At 69.2% G+C, this 15,689-nt stretch carries 16 protein-coding genes and 1 tRNA gene; 7 read left to right on the forward strand and 10 right to left on the reverse strand.

What is annotated here, in order from left to right:
• Positions 1-44: 44 nt before the first annotated feature.
• The 3 genes from QOL16_RS04205 (at position 45) to QOL16_RS04215 (ending at position 2,249) form a co-directional block, all read left to right on the forward strand.
• Positions 45-593 (forward strand): DUF501 domain-containing protein, encoded by a 549-nt coding sequence (locus QOL16_RS04205; protein WP_065961837.1) that lies wholly within the window; start codon positions 45-47, stop codon positions 591-593.
• Between the two features lie 41 nt (positions 594-634).
• The gene (locus QOL16_RS04210; protein WP_065961794.1) at positions 635-2,101 is read left to right on the forward strand and encodes an NAD(P)/FAD-dependent oxidoreductase; all 1,467 of its coding nucleotides are present in this window, start codon (positions 635-637) and stop codon (positions 2,099-2,101) included.
• Between the two features lie 74 nt (positions 2,102-2,175).
• A tRNA-Leu gene (locus QOL16_RS04215) sits at positions 2,176-2,249 on the forward strand.
• Positions 2,250-2,295: 46 nt separating this feature from the next.
• Here QOL16_RS04215 and QOL16_RS04220 read toward each other — a convergent pair.
• Positions 2,296-3,654 carry a hypothetical protein gene (locus QOL16_RS04220; protein ID WP_139266297.1) on the reverse strand — a complete coding sequence of 453 codons (1,359 nt, stop codon included), beginning with the start codon at positions 3,652-3,654 and terminating at the stop codon, positions 2,296-2,298.
• Between the two features lie 239 nt (positions 3,655-3,893).
• Between QOL16_RS04220 and QOL16_RS04225 the strand changes: the two genes are divergently transcribed.
• From QOL16_RS04225 to QOL16_RS04240, 4 genes are all read left to right on the forward strand, one after another.
• Positions 3,894-4,094: a hypothetical protein gene (locus QOL16_RS04225; protein ID WP_071282564.1), complete on the forward strand. Its 201-nt coding sequence runs from the start codon at positions 3,894-3,896 to the stop codon at positions 4,092-4,094.
• Positions 4,095-4,180: 86 nt separating this feature from the next.
• Positions 4,181-4,441 (forward strand): hypothetical protein, encoded by a 261-nt coding sequence (locus QOL16_RS04230; RefSeq protein WP_071282566.1) that lies wholly within the window; start codon positions 4,181-4,183, stop codon positions 4,439-4,441.
• Positions 4,442-4,520: 79 nt separating this feature from the next.
• Entirely contained in the window at positions 4,521-5,222 is a 702-nt protein-coding gene (locus QOL16_RS04235) for a RelA/SpoT domain-containing protein (protein ID WP_071282568.1), read from the forward strand.
• The gene (locus tag QOL16_RS04240; RefSeq protein ID WP_071282570.1) at positions 5,219-5,473 is read left to right on the forward strand and encodes a hypothetical protein; all 255 of its coding nucleotides are present in this window, start codon (positions 5,219-5,221) and stop codon (positions 5,471-5,473) included. The genes QOL16_RS04235 and QOL16_RS04240 overlap by 4 nt, the downstream gene beginning before the upstream one ends.
• Before the next feature lie 72 nt (positions 5,474-5,545).
• On the opposite strand, the gene QOL16_RS04245 is transcribed toward QOL16_RS04240, so the two are convergent.
• From QOL16_RS04245 to QOL16_RS04285, 9 genes are read right to left on the reverse strand one after another with little or no spacing between them, the layout of a single operon-like run.
• Positions 5,546-6,244 carry a collagen-like protein gene (locus QOL16_RS04245; RefSeq protein WP_071282572.1) on the reverse strand — a complete coding sequence of 233 codons (699 nt, stop codon included), beginning with the start codon at positions 6,242-6,244 and terminating at the stop codon, positions 5,546-5,548.
• Positions 6,244-6,558, reverse strand: coding sequence for a hypothetical protein (locus QOL16_RS04250; protein ID WP_071282574.1), 315 nt, complete (start codon positions 6,556-6,558; stop codon positions 6,244-6,246). The genes QOL16_RS04245 and QOL16_RS04250 overlap by 1 nt, the downstream gene beginning before the upstream one ends.
• A 33-nt stretch (positions 6,559-6,591) precedes the next feature.
• On the reverse strand, positions 6,592-7,068 hold the full coding sequence (locus QOL16_RS04255) for a hypothetical protein (RefSeq protein ID WP_071282577.1): 477 nt from the start codon (positions 7,066-7,068) through the stop codon (positions 6,592-6,594).
• Positions 7,069-7,078: 10 nt separating this feature from the next.
• Positions 7,079-8,059 (reverse strand): M15 family metallopeptidase, encoded by a 981-nt coding sequence (locus tag QOL16_RS04260; RefSeq protein WP_071282579.1) that lies wholly within the window; start codon positions 8,057-8,059, stop codon positions 7,079-7,081.
• Positions 8,056-9,009, reverse strand: a complete 954-nt coding sequence (locus QOL16_RS04265; RefSeq protein WP_071282581.1) for a tail fiber domain-containing protein — start codon at positions 9,007-9,009, stop codon at positions 8,056-8,058. Before QOL16_RS04265 ends, QOL16_RS04260 begins: the two co-directional genes overlap by 4 nt.
• 9 nt (positions 9,010-9,018) lie before the next feature.
• Positions 9,019-10,119 carry a hypothetical protein gene (locus QOL16_RS04270; protein WP_071282583.1) on the reverse strand — a complete coding sequence of 367 codons (1,101 nt, stop codon included), beginning with the start codon at positions 10,117-10,119 and terminating at the stop codon, positions 9,019-9,021.
• Positions 10,119-11,246 carry a hypothetical protein gene (locus QOL16_RS04275; protein WP_071282585.1) on the reverse strand — a complete coding sequence of 376 codons (1,128 nt, stop codon included), beginning with the start codon at positions 11,244-11,246 and terminating at the stop codon, positions 10,119-10,121. The genes QOL16_RS04270 and QOL16_RS04275 overlap by 1 nt, the downstream gene beginning before the upstream one ends.
• Positions 11,247-11,255: 9 nt before the next feature.
• Positions 11,256-12,776, reverse strand: coding sequence for a phage tail family protein (locus tag QOL16_RS04280; RefSeq protein ID WP_139266298.1), 1,521 nt, complete (start codon positions 12,774-12,776; stop codon positions 11,256-11,258).
• A 2-nt stretch (positions 12,777-12,778) separates the two neighbouring features.
• Positions 12,779-15,682: a phage tail tape measure protein gene (locus QOL16_RS04285; protein ID WP_071284883.1), complete on the reverse strand. Its 2,904-nt coding sequence runs from the start codon at positions 15,680-15,682 to the stop codon at positions 12,779-12,781.
• Positions 15,683-15,689: the final 7 nt, after the last annotated feature.

The raw sequence follows: 15,689 nt of genomic DNA on the forward strand, positions 1-15,689 counted from the left end.
ACCGAGTAGGCCCCCGGCCGGGACTCCGCTAGGCTCACGTGCCCGTGACGACACCTCCCTTCGACCCGCCCTCCGAACGCGACATCCAGGTCGTCTCGGCGCAGCTAGGACGACCGGCGCGTGACGTCATCGGCATCGCGGCACGCTGCGTCTGCGGCAACCCGACCGTCGTGTCGACGAAGCCCCGGCTCGGCAACGGCACCCCGTTCCCGACCCTGTACTACCTGTGCCACCCCGCGGCCACCGCCGCGGTCAGCACCCTCGAGGCGAACCAGGTGATGCCCGAACTGGCTGCCCTGCTCGAGGACGAGACCGTGGCGGCGCAGTACCGGGCCGCGCACGAGTCCTACCTGGCCGACCGTGAGTCCATCGAGCACGTCGACGAGATCGACGGCATCAGCGCAGGTGGCATGCCCACCCGCGTGAAGTGCCTGCACGCGCTCGTCGGACACGCACTCGCCGCCGGACCCGGCGTCAACCCCATCGGCGACCGCGCACTCGAACGAGTCGCCTGGTCGCCCTCCCGGTGTGAGTGCCGGGCGTATGATGGCCTGGCAGACGCTGGAGTCGGGGCGGGTGGCGGCGAAGTCTGACCTGACTCTCGGCAAACCCCCATCCAAGGAGATCATCCCCCGTGCCCAAGATCCTCGTCGTCGGCGGCGGTTACGCCGGTTTCTACACCGCCTGGAAGCTCGAGAAGCACCTTCGCCAGGGCGAAGCCGAGGTCGTCATGGTGGACCCGCTGCCGTACATGACGTACCAGCCGTTCCTGCCCGAGGTCGCCGCCGGTTCCATCGAGCCGCGCCACGCGATCGTCTCGCACCGCCGTCACCTCAAGAAGACCCGCGTCGTCACGGCGAAGGTCACCGCGGTCGACCACGCCACCAAGACCGCGACCATCACGCCCGCCGTCGGTGAGCCGTGGCAGGAGTCGTACGACCAGATCGTCATGACCGCCGGTGCCGTCTCGCGCACCTTCCCGATCCCGGGCGTCGCGGACGAGGCCATCGGTCTGAAGACCATCGAGGAGGCCGCGGCCATCCGCGACAAGATCCTCACGAACTTCCACAAGGCAGCGACCCTGCCGGCCGGTCCCGAGCGCGACCGTCTGCTCACGGTCGTCGTCGTCGGCGGTGGCTTCGCCGGCATCGAGGTGTTCGCCGAGCTCCGCTCGTTCGCCTCGGACCTGCTGAAGAGCTACCCCGAGCTGTCCTTCGACGACACGCACTTCCACCTCGTCGAGGCGATGGGCCGCATCATGCCCGAGGTCTCGCTCGAGACGTCGCACTGGGTGCTCGAGAACCTCGCGTCGCGCGGTGCCGTCGTGCACCTCGACACGCAGCTCGCCTCGGCCGAGGGCGGCGTCTGCCAGCTCAAGGCCAAGGACGACTCGATCGAGACCATCGAGTCCGACCTCATCATCTGGACCGCGGGCGTCATGGCGAACCCGATGGTCAAGGGCACCGACTTCCCGCTCGAGCAGCGTGGTCGCATCCGCGTCCAGCCGGACCTCCGGGTCGTGGACGACAACGGTGTGGTCGCCGACGCGTGGGCCTGCGGCGACGTCGCGGCCGTGCCGGACCTCACTGGCGGCGGCGTGGGCGGCTTCTGCGTCCCGAACGCCCAGCACGCGGTCCGTCAGGCGAAGCAGCTGGCCAAGAACCTGGTCGCGGTCATCCGCGGCGAGGCGACGGTCGACTACAAGCACGCGAACCTCGGTGCGGTCGCGGGCCTCGGCCTCGGGACCGGCGTGTTCCAGTCCGGCAAGTTCGCGATGAAGGGCTTCCTCGCCTGGGGCGCCCACCGCGGCTACCACGGCCTGGCGATGCCGTCGTGGGAGCGCAAGTGGCGCGTCATCGGCGACTGGGTGGGTGGCTTCTTCCTCGGCCGCGACATCGCGTCGCTCGACGACCGCGAGACCCCGCGCACCGCGTTCGAGACGTTCGCGTCGCGTCCGAAGGCCGCCGTCGAGGCGCCCGCCGCCGCGCCGGCTCCGGAGGAGGGCAAGCCCGCCGACGCCGCTGGCCCGGCGTACGCCACCCCGGCCGAGGACGTCTCGAAGGACGCCGCGCCCGTCGAGGCCACGGCCGACGCCAAGTAGCACCAGCTCGACACGCAGGGCGGTCACCCCGGACGGGGTGGCCGCCCTGCGGCGTCGGTAGGCTGTTGCGGCCCGCCCCCGTGGCCCAACTGGCAGAGGCATGCGACTTAAAATCGCCGAGTTGTGAGTTCGAATCTCACCGGGGGTACGCAATGACGGGGGTTGGCCCAGCGCGAGCGGGGCCGATTCACCGTTTATTCACCGCTTTGCTCCGGGAACCCGGTCCGCGGTGGTGCCGCCTTCCGGCCGTATGCGCTCCACCCGTGGAGGTATCGTTGGAGTTCTTCGCGTCGAGGCGCTGGAAGCTCGAAGGTCCGAGCCGGCAGAGGCGTGGGGGTCGATGCGAGCCAGTCCCGAGCCCAGACAAGCCACCGAACGTCCTCGGCTTGAAGGTCAGGTATGACTTCGAGGGCTGCGACGTACCGGGCGACGCGATCGCGTCGCTCCCACTCTTCCGCGCGTCGATTCAATAGCTCCACCCGCTGCTCAAGTTCCCACTCCGCCTGCGCCTGAGTCATCGCGGACTCCCATTGCTCGCGGGCAAGCCTCTCGCGTTCTGCAACCAGGTCCGCAAGGTCGCGCGCTTCGAGCGATCCGACCTCGATTGCCTGCAAGACGCGTCCTAGCTGCGATTCAAGCGTCTGAGATCTGGTGTCACGGACCATGAAAGAAGACAGGCCTGGTCCACTGGTCTCCACCTCGAGCCGCCCCGTCGAAACGAACGTGTAGTGCTGCATCTCTTGCCACCGCGGGAGGCGCGAGCTCGAGGGGCGAGTGTGGTCGCGACGCTCGGACCCCTCGCCCTTCAACTCACGAACTGTGATCCGGAAGGAGTGCGGCTCTCGCAAGACAACGAGATGTGATGCGTCCTGCCTGCTCTGCTGCCATGTCCTCGGGGGGTTCCACCACGGCTTGCCTGCGTGAACCTCCATGCCAAGCTGTTCGCTCGCACGAGCCAGCGCTTCCAGAACGCGAGCCGCGCGCGAGGCATGCGCCCTCGAGACGTACTGCCAGTCGGCATCATCGGCATACTTCTGAACCGCCGCGTGCATCGTTCGCAGGCGCGAGGGCACTGGGACGTCTGGCTTGTCCGTCAGTTCCCAGTAGTTCGGCTTGAAACGCAAGACGGTGCGTCCAGAGCCGGCGCGGGCCGCTCGCGTAAGATGCTGTCCAGGGGGGCGCGCCTTTGACTGGTTGGCGTTGCGCACCAGGGCATCCCAGTCGGTCCGCAGGTCCCCCGTTCCAGTGACGTCCAGAGAACCGCCTGCCGAGATGACGTCCGCGATCAACTGCGCTCCTGCGGTCAGCGCCTGCTCTTGAACTCGATCGACCGATTGCTCTGCAGCCAGTCGGGCCACGCCGCTTTCTGTCGCCACAGCCGACCAAGTAGTGCCACGACCGGTGACTTTCAGTAGGCCGCGACTCTCGAGCGCGCGCGCCGTGATGCGGTGGGCGTAGTCGCCCAGTGCGAAAGATCCGTCGGCAGATCCGGCTACGGCCCAGGTGAGAACCTGCAGCTGTCGGTCATTCAGGTAGTTGGGGGAGTGAGGCACGCGAACATCCTGCGCACTGCCGCTGGGCAGAAGCGAGACGTCTCAGCGCTCACCTGAGATCACAGCAGGCGCTCGGCGTGAAGGCGCTCGCCGGCGCACGGTCGGATCTCGCCGGCCACTGACAGGGCTCTGGCAGGGCCGTCTGCAGCGCGCGTGGGTCCGGCGCGACGTTGTGCGGCCTCTGCCGACTGCTGAATCTCTCTCGACACCGAGAGCTTCCGTCGGCTAGCGTTCAACGCATGGCAGGCGAGATTGTGCAAGGTTTTGGCGTCAGTGGGAACGATCGCGGCGACCGCCTCGACCGCGTCCTCATCGGGCTCGACGAGCTTGACGGGATGATCGGAACCGGCACCGCGAGCGACGAGGCGCTAAAGCTCATCCGGGACGCCATCCGCACGCTCACCGACGAAGTCAGGGACATCCGCGGCGGTCTCCTCTAACCGCAGGCTCCGGCAGCGGTCATCCGCGGTACTGAGCCGATGAAGAGGGCTGTTCACCCTGCGCCCCCCGGGGTACAGTCTCCCTCATGACGTGGATGATTCGTACTCGCTGGAAGATTCCGGCGCTGCTGCAGCTCGCCGCCGCCGTGTTCGTGCTCCTCGCCGCCATCGGCCTCACCGTCTGGGCAGGCTTCGCGAACACCAATGCGGTCCTCGCCGTCGGGCTGCTCCTTATCGTCGCCGCCGGCTACTTCATCGTCGACGGCGTTACCACGGTCGAGCGTGCCGACCGGCGGCGCTCCCGCGAAGCTGACGCCGCCGCAGTCGCATCCGCTCTCCGCCAGTAGCTGCGAACGACGAAAGACCCCCTCGAGCACAGATGCTCAAGGGGGTCTCCTCGTTTGGCTGGAAGGTAAGGTTCGAACCGTGGCGCACGATGTTCCGAGTACGAGCCAGGTGAAGAAGGCGGGCAGCCGTATCCGCAAGTTCTTGCGTGGAGACGATCCCGATCCTGGTCACTTCTACGACGCCGTCGAGACGATGGAACGATGGCGCGCGGCGCACTACACACCTCTGGTCTCAGCGAACAACGGCCTGCGATCACGGGCGAGGACGATCGGTGTCGAGGCGGAGGTATCGCAGCGGCTGAAGCGTCGGCAGACCATCCTCGACAAGCTCGGCCGCGAGCCCAACCTGGACCTGTCCAGGATGCAGGACATCGGTGGATGCCGGGCCGTGGTACCCACGATCGATGACCTACGGCGACTCGAGGATCGCATCCGGAACGGCAGGCTCCCGGTGATTCGCTACTCGGACTACGTTCAGTCACCGCGCGAGTCAGGCTACCGGGGTGTGCATGTCGTCGTCAGCTACGAAGAACGCGCAGTCGAGGTGCAGCTCCGTACGAAGGTCATGCACAACTGGGCACTCGCGACTGAGTATTACTCGGCCTTCGTTGGCGAGAACCTCAAGCAGGACGGAGACCATCCGGTCCAACTGTTCCTGCGTACAGCGTCGGACATCATGGCGATGCAGGAGTACGGTGAACCAGTGCCGGATGATATGGTCCAGCTCCACTCCGAGCGTAGACTCGAAGCTTCCAAGCACTTGAGAGAGAGCAATCGATGAGCGCTATCCAGCACTTCATCCTCGTCTTCGACCGACACGAAGGCCGCCTACTCGACCAGATCTCGTTCGGACAGCACGGTGCTGCCGCCGTCTCTCGGTACGCCGAGATCGAGGAACAGTACCGAGACGACCCGAGCATGGACATCGTCCTCATCGGCTCGGACTCAATCGACACGGTCAAGATCACCCATGCCAACTACTTCGATGGCAGCGCCGGTGACCGGTACGCAGACGTGCTGCGCATCGCATAGCCAAGACGCCGACGAAGCCCCCGCCCATGTGATGGGAGGGGGCTTCGTGCATTGTGGCGGCGCTCGCCGCGGTCAGCCGGTCGAGCTTTCGGTGGGGGCTGGGGTGCAGCTGCCTGGGACGTCGGTGGTGGTGCCGTCGGTGTAGGTGAACCGGAACGCGGTGCCGGCGTTGGTCGCGATGCAGTCGATCGAGGCGACGCCGCGGCCGTCCTTCCCGTCCGCGCCGTTCGCGCCTGCTGGTCCGGCGGGTCCCTGCGGCCCTGTCGCGCCGTCTGTGCCAGCCGTTCCCGTTGCTCCGGTCTCTCCGGACGCGCCGGTTGCTCCCGTCGCTCCTGTGGGGCCGGTAGCGCCCTGCTCGCCGTCCTTCCCGTCGCGCCCGTCCCGGCCGTCGTCGCCGTCCGTGCCAGAAGCGCCGGTCGCGCCTGCGGCTCCGGGCGACCCAGCGACAGCCTTCGATGGGACGTCGGACGGGTCGACGGTCGATGGGGTGACGCCCTGCTGTGTGGACTCGTCGAAGAGCGCCCGGTACTCGTCGAAGAGCCGGTCGTAGCGCCCTGACGCCTGACCGAGCTGCTCGGTGAGGTCCCGGTTCTGCTGGGTGAGCTGTCCGGTCCGGCCGCGGAGCGTGTCGATGCTGGCCTGGTTCTGGAACAGGATGAGCGCTACGACGAGCGCGGCGGCGAGGAACAGCCCGCCGGTGAGGATCGGGACCGCTCGGGCGCGGAGCGTCGCGACGATGACGCGCGTCGCGAGGTGTGCACGGTGCCGCATCAGCCACCTCCATGCCCGAAGGCGGTGTAGAGCGCGATCGCGCCGGAGAACACGGCGAGCCCGATCGCGAGCCAGTTGCCCGTCGACCAGCGGGAGCGTTCCGTGAGCTCGGTGAAGCGGCGGGCGACGTCGGCGCGGTCCGCGGTCTGGGTGGCCTCGATCCGGTCGAACCGCTCGCCGTCGTTCTCCCGATCGCGCTCGTAGAGCTCACGGGTGATGGCGGTGCGGTTGCCCTCGTCGACCTTCGTCTCGATGCGCTTGAGCGCCCGGGTCATCTCCCCGGGGCCCCACACCTCGTTGTCGTCAGGCGGCATGCTGTTTCCTTCCGAGGGTGGGGGTCGAGCCGATCAGGATGCCGGGGTCGGCGCGATCTCCGAGCCGACGATCGCGGGGTCGCCGTCGGAGACCTTCTGCGGATCCGACACGAAGACGTTCGCCACGACGCGCGGTCCGGCCGTCGAGTCAGCGTCGATGGTCTTCGCGGCGTCGACACGGATCTGCACGCCGACCTCCGTCGCGACGGCCTTGAGCGCGGCGGTGAGGAACAGGATCAGCGTCGCCGTGGTGAAGCGCCCGTCGGGGATCGTCGCGATCAGCGCGGAGGCGATCGCGCCGACGATCGCGGCTCCGGTCTTCCACCGGCCCGCCCACCGGCCGGGGACGAGCGGCAGCCAGAACGCTGCCCCGGTCGTCGCGATGAGGATGACGAGCTGCAGGATGGTCTGCCAGCCGAGCAGGGCGGCTCCGGAGGCGCGGGCGGCGTCGAGTACGCCGAGGATCGCGATGCCGAGCGGGAGCAGGGCGGTGGTGTAGCGCTGGAACATGGCAGGCCTCCTAGGCGTGCAGGGCCGCGCCGAACGCGGCCAGGTTGTCGGTGAGGGAGACGGTGGTGTCGTAGCCGCGCTTGCCGAGCTTCCACACCTGCGCCGGCAGCGACTCGGCCGTCAGAGGGACGAGGAGCACCCGGTTGAACGAGAGGTAGACGGTGCCGTCGCCGTGCGCGTCCTTGACGAGCTCGTAGGTGTCGGGGCGGGCTGAGATGTCGACGCCGAACGCGGTGAGGCTGCGAACGACCTGCACCTTCGCCGCGTCCTCGCCGAACTGCTTCCCGACCCAGTAGGCGACGTCCGCGAAGTCGGCCGCCGTCAGGGGGCGGCGCTCCATCCGGTCGCGGGACATCCACACGGTGCCGGACGTGTCCCCGTCCTGCTTGACGAGCTCGATGCTGGGCATGTCGTCCTCCTGGACGCTCGAGGCCGCCGGGCGGCCGGTGATGGTGTTCGTGATCGCCCCGGACGAGGCGGCCGGGCGCACGAGCGCCGCGGTGAGGGTGACGCGCTTCGTGACGCGGGTGGCGGACCACTCCTGGTGCCAGGGCTCTCCGAAGCCGGTGCCGGTGTTCGTCCACCCGTACTTGGCGGACACGCGGACCCACACCTCGTGGTTGCTCGAGGTGAACGACGTGTCGACGCCGGACCACAGGTCGACCGCGCCGCCGTTCCCGTGCGGGCTCGTCGACGGCACCGCAGCCGTCGCGGCTCCGGCGTTCTTCGCCCACCGCTTGCCGTTCCACCGGACGCCGCCGGATGCGACGACGTGGTAGCGGGCGTTGAAGTAGTCGATCTGCGTCGCGAGCGGCCGGTAGCCCTCGGCGAGGACGAGCTTCTGCCCGGTCTCCTGCCGGAACTCCGCCGCCGCGGCGAGCAGGTACGGCAGCACCGCGACCGCGACGCGCTGCACCCCGATCGTGGTGATGTCCGTCGTGTTCGGGACGACGACGAGCTCGGCGCTGGTCAGTTGACCGTTGGCGCTCATGGCTGCTCCTTCCCCGGCAGGCCGAGGTGCTGCTCGATGGTGGACAGGCGCGCTTCTTGGGCCTGGATGACGGGTAGGAGCGCCAGCGAGAGCAGCTCGTAGTGCACGCCGTCGGGGATGGGGTTGCCGTGCTCGTCGAGGCGCAGCCGGTCGAGGTAGAGCGTGTACTCCTCCTCGTCCTCGAACGCCTGCATCACCGGCTGGCCAGCGTCGTCGAGGATCGGCTCGTTCGTGTCCGCGTTCACCAGCGCGCGCGTGCGCGTCACTGGTCGGGTCCGAACCTCGGTGTAGTTCTCGCGCTGGTAGACGACGAACTGCCAGAGGCCGAGCTCGTGGAGTCGTTCGGCGATGAGACCGACCTCGGTGCTGACCTTGTAGTCGGGGCCGACGTAGTCCGGGCTGGACGGGTCGTCGCGCTTGGCGATCTCGGCCCGGTAGTGGAAGTGCACGACCTGCATCGCGAGGATCGCGTCCGTGTCGATGTCCGCGGGGATGATGTCCTGCTTGTACCGCTCGGACGACGACGCAGTGCCGAGGCGGCCGGTCGAGGACTCGAGCCACGCTGCGACGCGGGTGTTCGAGATGTTGTAGTTCGGCGCGGCCGTGGCGTAGAGGTTCGCCCCGCGGAGGTCCGTGCCGGCGGACACGGTGCTCGTCGAGCTCACCGTGCCGCCCTGCACTGCTCCGGTGGTGTTGACCGGGATGCCGAGCGTGCCGGACGACACGTCGCCGCCGGCGTGCTGGTGCCCGAGGGTCGAGTACGTCTTCGTCGCGTCAGCCTTGAGCAGGTACGAGTCGAGGAGCGCCTTGATGCGGTCCGCGGAGCCTTGCACGATCGGGATGACGGTCGGGACGATGCTGGCGACGAACTCGCGGATCGCGGCGCGCAGCGGGGCATTGAGCGTGTTCCCGAGGTTCTGCTCGTCGGACTGCGGGGACCGGAACGGCATGCGGGCTCCTTACTGCGCGATGATCGGCGCGATGAGGTCGACGTCGGCGAGGGTGAGCTCCCAGCCGACGGCGCGGGCGGTGCCGCGGAAGCCGTTCGGGAACCGGGGGGTGGTGATGTCCCACCCGATCGTGTCGCCGATCGACCAGTCGACGCCGAGCCGGGGGGCGTCCTCGACGTCGGCGGTGAGGGTCAGCGCGTTCACGCCGCCGCCGATGATCGCCGCCTCGCTGGCCGCGTGCTGCTGCAGCGTCGCGACGTCGGTGATCGACGTGGAGGGCGTGAACCGCCACTCGAGCGTCGGCCGGGACGAGTCCGCGACGACGACGTGCGTCGACTGGGGTCGGCTGTCCGCGCTGGCGGTGGAGGTGGCGAGGATGTCGGTCGCGCCACCCTGGGAGGTCCAGTCCTCCGAGTAGGTGAACTCGGTGAGGTTGCCCGGCATGTCGAACGTGGCGGCCGGGGCGAGCCCGGCGAGCGGGTCGACGCCGATCCGGGCACCGACCTGCAGGACGGGCGTGATGAACCGCTGGCCGCCGACGTACTTCGACTCCCAGGTCACCGTCCACTCCGGACCGCCGATGACGCCCATGAGCTCGGTCAGGACCGAGTAGACCGTCTTGTCGCTGATGTCGGTGTAGGTCCGGTCGCGCAGCGCACCGGGGCCCCCGTCGAGGTTCAGCACCCGGAATGGGATCCCGCCGTTGCTGCCAGCGGCGACGTACGCGGCGACGATCGCGGCGACGATCGCGTTCTGCCCGGTCTGGGTGAAGCTCTTGTCGCCGATGAACCGTCGGTCGAAGTACGCCTCGAGGGAGACGAGGTTCTGCAGGGAGAGCATCGGCGTCTCGTCGGCGACGCGCTTGCCGATGAGGTACCCCTGCACGGGCTGGTCGGTGACGTCGTCGAGGAGCACGAGGTAGGACGCGCCGCCCTGGGTGGCCCGCTCCCAGTTCTCCGGCGTCGCGTTGTCCGGGCCCGGGTACGGCAGGACCGCGGAGGTGGTGGTGAACGCGCCGATCGACGCGGACACCTTCCCGCAGCTCAGGTCCGGCAGGTCCGCGATGACGAGGCCCGTGCGCGCCTCGCAGGCGACCCACGTGTACGCCATCAGACGCCGGTCTTCGTGATCGTGATGAGACCCTTGAAGTCCGGGATGCCGCCGCCCTGCTTGAAGAACACGGGCGCGAGCGTCGCGGTCGCGCCCGGGGGAACGTTGAACGTCGCCGCGGTGTTGCCGGAGTCCTCCCCCGGGCCGAACGAGTTCCGGCCGATGCTGACACCGCCCGCGCCGGAGAGCGTGAGGTTCAGCTGGATGAACGAGTCACGACCGGACCCCGGCGTCGACGTCGGCGAGTGGCCGCCCGATGCGGAGACGACGTAGGTGCCACTGGTGAGGGTGAACGTCGACCCCGAGACGGTCGCGAAGTCGTTGTTCACCGTCTGCGCAGCGACGGGGGTGATCGTGCCGATGCCGAAGGGTCCACCGTCCGGGACACCGGCGGCGAGCGTCGTGTAGGTCGCGGCTCGGGACTCACCAGCGCCGGCGACCCACTTCTTCGTCCCTGACACGGTGCGCACCTCGAAGGTCTGCTCGGTCGCGAGGGCGACGGCGCGCTGCCTCGGCGGGAACAGCGCGGCGAGAGCGTCGGTCAGCTCGGCGACCTGGTTCACGAGGAGCGTGCCGCCGGCGGCCAGGCAGTACGGGGCGACCCACGTCACGGTCGGGTTGCCACCGCCGGACTTCGGGACGTTGACGCGCGCGAGGGGGAACGAGCGCCCCGGGGCGGCGACGGAGGACCCGCTGTCGCCGGGGGCGAGCGGGGTCGCCGCCGGGCTGCCCTGGGTGTAGACGAACTGCACCTGCGGCACCGCGGAGCCGTCGCTCTCGGAGGGGTCAGATACCTGCACCGAGACCAGGTCGACGCGCGGGTTCGACTGGTCCTGGGTGAGGCTGGTCTTCACCGCGACGGCCGAGTCGGACGAGTACTCGTACCCGCCGGCCTCGGCGGCCGTCTGCGCGTCGATCGCGCCCGCGTGCGGGGCGACGGTGACCGTGTTGTTCGCGACGGTCACCGTCGCGGCCGGGGTGCCGGGGCGGACGCCGGAGTACAGCCCGAGCGGGCGTGCGGCTGTCGCGCCGCCGAGGGGCACGCCGACGCTCGTCTGCCGGAGCCCACGACCCGCGACCGCCGGGACGCCGTTGGTCGCGTTCGCGGGCCAGATGGTGATCGCCACGAGGCGCTCCTATCTCCACGCCGGAGTGCCGGCGACGGTCAGTTGGGACGCCGCGTCGTACTGCGCGGCGGTGAAGGCGAAGGTGTTGGGCCCGGGGTCGAAGCCGAACCATCCGCGGGAGGTGATGTAGCCGGCACGGGAGGACTGGCCGTTGGCGTAGACCTGCCGCTTCTCCATGTCGATGTCGAGCCACTCGCCGGCGGCCAGCACGAGCGAGCTCGAGAACACGAGCCGATCGCCGGTACCGACGTGCGTGACGACGGGCCCGGTGCAGGGCCCGTCGATCCGGAGCCGGAGCGGGCCGGTGTCGTTGCCCGGGTTGGTGAGCGACACCTGGCCGGTGACGGTGACCGCGTTGATTACGAGCCCGCCGACAGCAGCGACGGTGAGGCCGCCGAAGCTCGCGAAGAAGCCGTCGAAGTAGCTGCCGACAGTGCTCGACTGCTCCACCAGGAGGGCGGTGCCGTCGAGCGTGTCTCCCACTGCCCACGCGGATGCCGAGAGGTAGACCTGGTTGTAGGGGGCCATGAACGCCGCCCCTGCCGGGGCAGTAGCAGTCACGGAGTAGCGGACCCACTCGCCCGCGGTGATCGCCTTGTCTGACGCTCCGAACGCCCCGGTGCCGATCATGGTTCCGGACGCGTCGTACCACTGGACGACCATGCCGTTGTTGCCGTCTCGGCTCGGCTGGGTCTTCGATCCTCGGATCCAGCACGAGACCGAGTACTGCAGCCCGGCGGTGACGGGGTAGGCGTTCGTGCCGTTGACCGTGTGCTGCCACCCGACGTCCTGCGCGTTGGACATGCCCGTCCACGTCTTGCGTGCGTAGGAGGTGACGCCGAACGGCCCGTCGGCTGCATTCTGCACGGTGCTGTTCGTGCCGGTGCTGCCATTGCCGAACCAACGCGACGCCCAACCCAGGCGACCGGAGGGAATGGCGAGGGAGGTGGCGCGCGGGTCGCTGGCGAGGTTCGTGCGCTGAACCACTCCGCCGAACGACATCGTCGACGGTGAGGCGTTCGGTGCCCCCGTCCACGCGTAGTTCGTCGTGTTGATTAGGAGACCGCCGGACGTCGACGGGAGCCGAGTCCGGTCCGAGACGTCGGCCCCGAACTTTCGCCAGTCCGCGCTGATCAGCTGGATCGAGTACGTCGCGATCGTCGGCATCAGGTGCTTGACGATGACGTCGTCGCTCTGTCGCATCCACGCGTACCGGGTGCGGCTCGCCTCGGTGACGAACAGCTTCGAGTCGGAGAGCGTCACCGCGGCGTTCAGGCGGTCGATCGCGTCGGAGAGGAGATCCGCCGTGGGAGCGAAGATGCGGCCGGACAGCGACACCGAGCGCCCGGTCGCGAACGGGGTCCCGAGCAGCGAGCCCGACCGGCGGGCTCGCTGGGTCGCCCGGGTGGTCGACGACGTCGCCGACCACCCGTCGAGCTCCTGCAGCGACCAGTCGACCCCGAACTGGTCGACCCCGCCGAACACGATGCCGTTGAGACTCGCGGTCACCTGATCGGGAAGGATCGGCATGGTCACGCTCCTAGTGCGTTGAGGCGGCGCACGACGGACATGGCCGCGGCGGTGGGGTCAGGGCTGACGATGTTGTTCTGCACGGTCCCGATGCGGGGCCCCACCTCCGTGGCCTGCGGGGGCGCGGCGAACCGCTGCACCTGCGGTGCGTACGAGACGGCCCCGCCGACGGCGTAGCGGGGAGCCTGCCCGCGCTGGATCGCCGCACGGAGGCCGTAGACCGCCGCCTGGCCGCCGAGCTTCTGCACGTCGCTCGCGGTGAGGACGTGCTCGCCGTTCGACAGCCACGCCGGGATCGAGTCCGACGTGCCGGTGCCGGGACCGTGGATCGCGCCGCCGGCAGCCTTCATGACGCCGAGGCCGTTGCCGGGCGTGCCGTCTCCGACGTTCACCCGGTTCGTGGTGATCGTGATCCGCTTCTCGTTCGGGATCGCGTTCAGGGTGTCGAGGACCGACTGCACACCGCGGCGAGCGACGTCGGTGGCTGCGTTGACCTGGGTCTGCCTGTCGGCCGGGAGCGCGTTGAGCTTCGCCTGGTACTCGGTGACCTTCTGGCCCGCCTGCGGCGCGGAGTTGGTGAAGTTGGTCGCCCACTGCTGCGGGGTGCCCATCACCTTGTTCGCGTAGTCCTCGGCTGCCTGCCCGGTGATGCCGTACGCGCCGAGCGCGTTGATCAGAGCCTGACGCCCCTCGGCGAGCTTGGCGGTCGCGACGTCCTGCGAGCCGGACTGCTCGAAGAGGGCCGCGGCGGAGGTCTTCGCGGCGGAGGCGATGCCGTCGATCGCTCCGGACGCGTTGCGGCCGGCCTCGGAGCCGAGGTCGAAGCTGGTCCTCGCCGCGTCGACCGCGCCCGTGTTCTCCTTCACGGAGGCAGTCGCGTCGTCGATCGCCTGCTGGAACTGCCGCTCGGCGTCGTTGACGTCGAGCTGCCCCTTGCCGAAGTTGCGGATCGCGTCGGCGAGGGAGCCGATGTCCTGCGTGCCCTGCTGCGCCTTGCCGGAGAGCTCGGCGAGCTTCTTCTGCTGCTCGTCGGTTGCTTCGGACATCAGCTTCGTCGCGAGCGCGCCCTTGCCCTGGGCGAGGTTGTAGAGCTCCTGGTCGGAGAGGTTCTTCCCCTGCGCGCCGGCGAGGTCGATGAGCTTCGCCTTGTAGTCGGGCATCTGCTCGAGCAGCTGCTCGACGGCGTCCTTCCCGCCGCCAGCTTCCTTCACGAACTCACGGAACTGGGCCGTGGCCCCCTTGAGGTCGGAGTCCGCCATCTGCGCGAGGCCCTGGCCGATCGCGCGGAAGGACGCCTCGAATCGCTTCGCGGTGTCGGACACGTGAGCGAGACCGAATGTCGCCCCGTCGAGGAACTTCCCCATGCCGATGCTGGTCTGGTTCGCGCCGCCGTTCAGCGCGGCGAGGGCGTCCTTGAGCCCGTTGGCCTTCACGCCGATCGCGTCGAACGCACCGCCGCCGCCGGTGAACTCCTTGTCGATGGCGGCCGGCGAGCTCGTCTTGAGGGCGGCGTTCAGGCTCGCGAGCTGGTCGACGGTCAGGTCGGTCTGGCTGCCGAGGTTCGTGAGGCCGCTGACGATCGCGGCGATCCCGATGAGGACCGCGCCACCCTTGCCGATGGTGAGCGCTAGGTTGCCCGCGGAGAGCTGCATCGCGGCCATGGCCGCTCGAGCGGCGGCGACCTTCGGGACGATGGTGAGGATGCCGCCGCCAAGGAGGCCGATCCCGGCGGTGAGCGCCGCGATGGCGAGGACGGTCGCCTGCACCCAGCCGGGCGCGTTCACGAACGCGTTGATCAGGTCGGAGAGGCCCTGCACCATGCCGCGGAGCTGCACGTTGGCCGCGGAGCCCGACTTGATCAGGCCGGCCTCGAAGGCGGACCCGAGCTTCTTGACGTCGCCGTTGAGGTTGTCCATCTTGCCGGACGCCTGCACGGCGGCGAAGCCGGTGTCGTCGACGCTGGTGATCCACCCCTGGATCCCGGACGCGCCGTTCTGGTACAGGACGTTGGCGGCGCGGATCGCGTCGTTGCCGAAGATCTGCGCGAGCGCCTGGTTCCGCTGCGCCTGGGTGAGGGACCCGAGCTGGTCGTGCAGGACGCCGGCGAGCTTCGTGATGCCGATGAACTGGCCGTTCGCGTCGTTCGTGACGATGCCGAGCTTCTGCATGAGCTCGGCGGACTGCTGGGAGGGGTTCGCGAGCTGGGTGAGCATCGTCTTGAACGAGGTACCGGCGTCGGAGCCGAGGAGACCTGCCTGCGCGAAGGCGGACAGGGTGCCGACGGTGTCGTCGACCGAGAGGCCGAACTGCGCGGCGACGAGGCCGGACTGGTTCAGGGCCATGCCGAGGTCTTCGACGGAACCGAGCGCCTTGTCCGCGCCGGCGGCGAGGAGGTCGGCGATGTGCGGCACCTCGGAGCCCTTGAGGCCGAACTGGGTCATCGCGATCGCGGCGATCTCGGTTGCCTTCGCGACGTCGAGCTGGCCGGCGGCGGCGAGGTTGAGCGCACCCTTGAGGCCACCGCCGAGGATGTCCTTGACGCTGACGCCGGCCTTGACGAGCTCGGTCTCAGCCTCCGCGACCTCGGTGGCCGAGAAGCCGATGCCCTGCCCCATGGTGAGGGCGGCGTTGCGGAGCTGGTCCATCTCGTACGCGGTCGCGTGGGAGAGGGACTTCACCTGCGACATCTGCGCGTCGAAGTCGGCGAACGACTTCACGGCGAGGACGACGAACCCGGCCGCGGCCGCGCCGACGCCGAGGAAGACCTTGCCGAGCTTCTCCATGGCCTCGGCCTGCTGGTGCGCGGCGTTGGCGGTGTCGTTGGTGGCGTTCTCGGCGTCGTGCATGCCCTGCACGTAGTTCGAGGACAGGGTCTGCAGGACTACGCGGACGATGCGATCGGCCATGGCGGGT

The sequence above is a fragment of the Curtobacterium sp. MCBA15_004 genome (genome assembly GCF_001865055.2).
Lineage (GTDB): Bacteria > Actinomycetota > Actinomycetes > Actinomycetales > Microbacteriaceae > Curtobacterium.

Bases quoted from the DNA above. Each gene is read 5' to 3' on its own strand.
- QOL16_RS04225 (WP_071282564.1), top strand. From the start codon at position 3,894: ATGGCAGGCGAGATTGTGCAAGGTTTTGGCGTCAGTGGGAACGATCGC.
- QOL16_RS04230 (WP_071282566.1), top strand. From the start codon at position 4,181: ATGACGTGGATGATTCGTACTCGCTGGAAGATTCCGGCGCTGCTGCAG.
- QOL16_RS04240 (WP_071282570.1), top strand. From the start codon at position 5,219: ATGAGCGCTATCCAGCACTTCATCCTCGTCTTCGACCGACACGAAGGC.
- QOL16_RS04245 (WP_071282572.1), bottom strand. From the start codon at position 6,244: ATGCGGCACCGTGCACACCTCGCGACGCGCGTCATCGTCGCGACGCTC.
- QOL16_RS04250 (WP_071282574.1), bottom strand. From the start codon at position 6,558: ATGCCGCCTGACGACAACGAGGTGTGGGGCCCCGGGGAGATGACCCGG.
- QOL16_RS04255 (WP_071282577.1), bottom strand. From the start codon at position 7,068: ATGTTCCAGCGCTACACCACCGCCCTGCTCCCGCTCGGCATCGCGATC.
- QOL16_RS04260 (WP_071282579.1), bottom strand. From the start codon at position 8,059: ATGAGCGCCAACGGTCAACTGACCAGCGCCGAGCTCGTCGTCGTCCCG.
- QOL16_RS04265 (WP_071282581.1), bottom strand. From the start codon at position 9,009: ATGCCGTTCCGGTCCCCGCAGTCCGACGAGCAGAACCTCGGGAACACG.
- QOL16_RS04270 (WP_071282583.1), bottom strand. From the start codon at position 10,119: ATGGCGTACACGTGGGTCGCCTGCGAGGCGCGCACGGGCCTCGTCATC.
- QOL16_RS04280 (WP_139266298.1), bottom strand. From the start codon at position 12,776: ATGCCGATCCTTCCCGATCAGGTGACCGCGAGTCTCAACGGCATCGTG.
- QOL16_RS04285 (WP_071284883.1), bottom strand. From the start codon at position 15,682: ATGGCCGATCGCATCGTCCGCGTAGTCCTGCAGACCCTGTCCTCGAAC.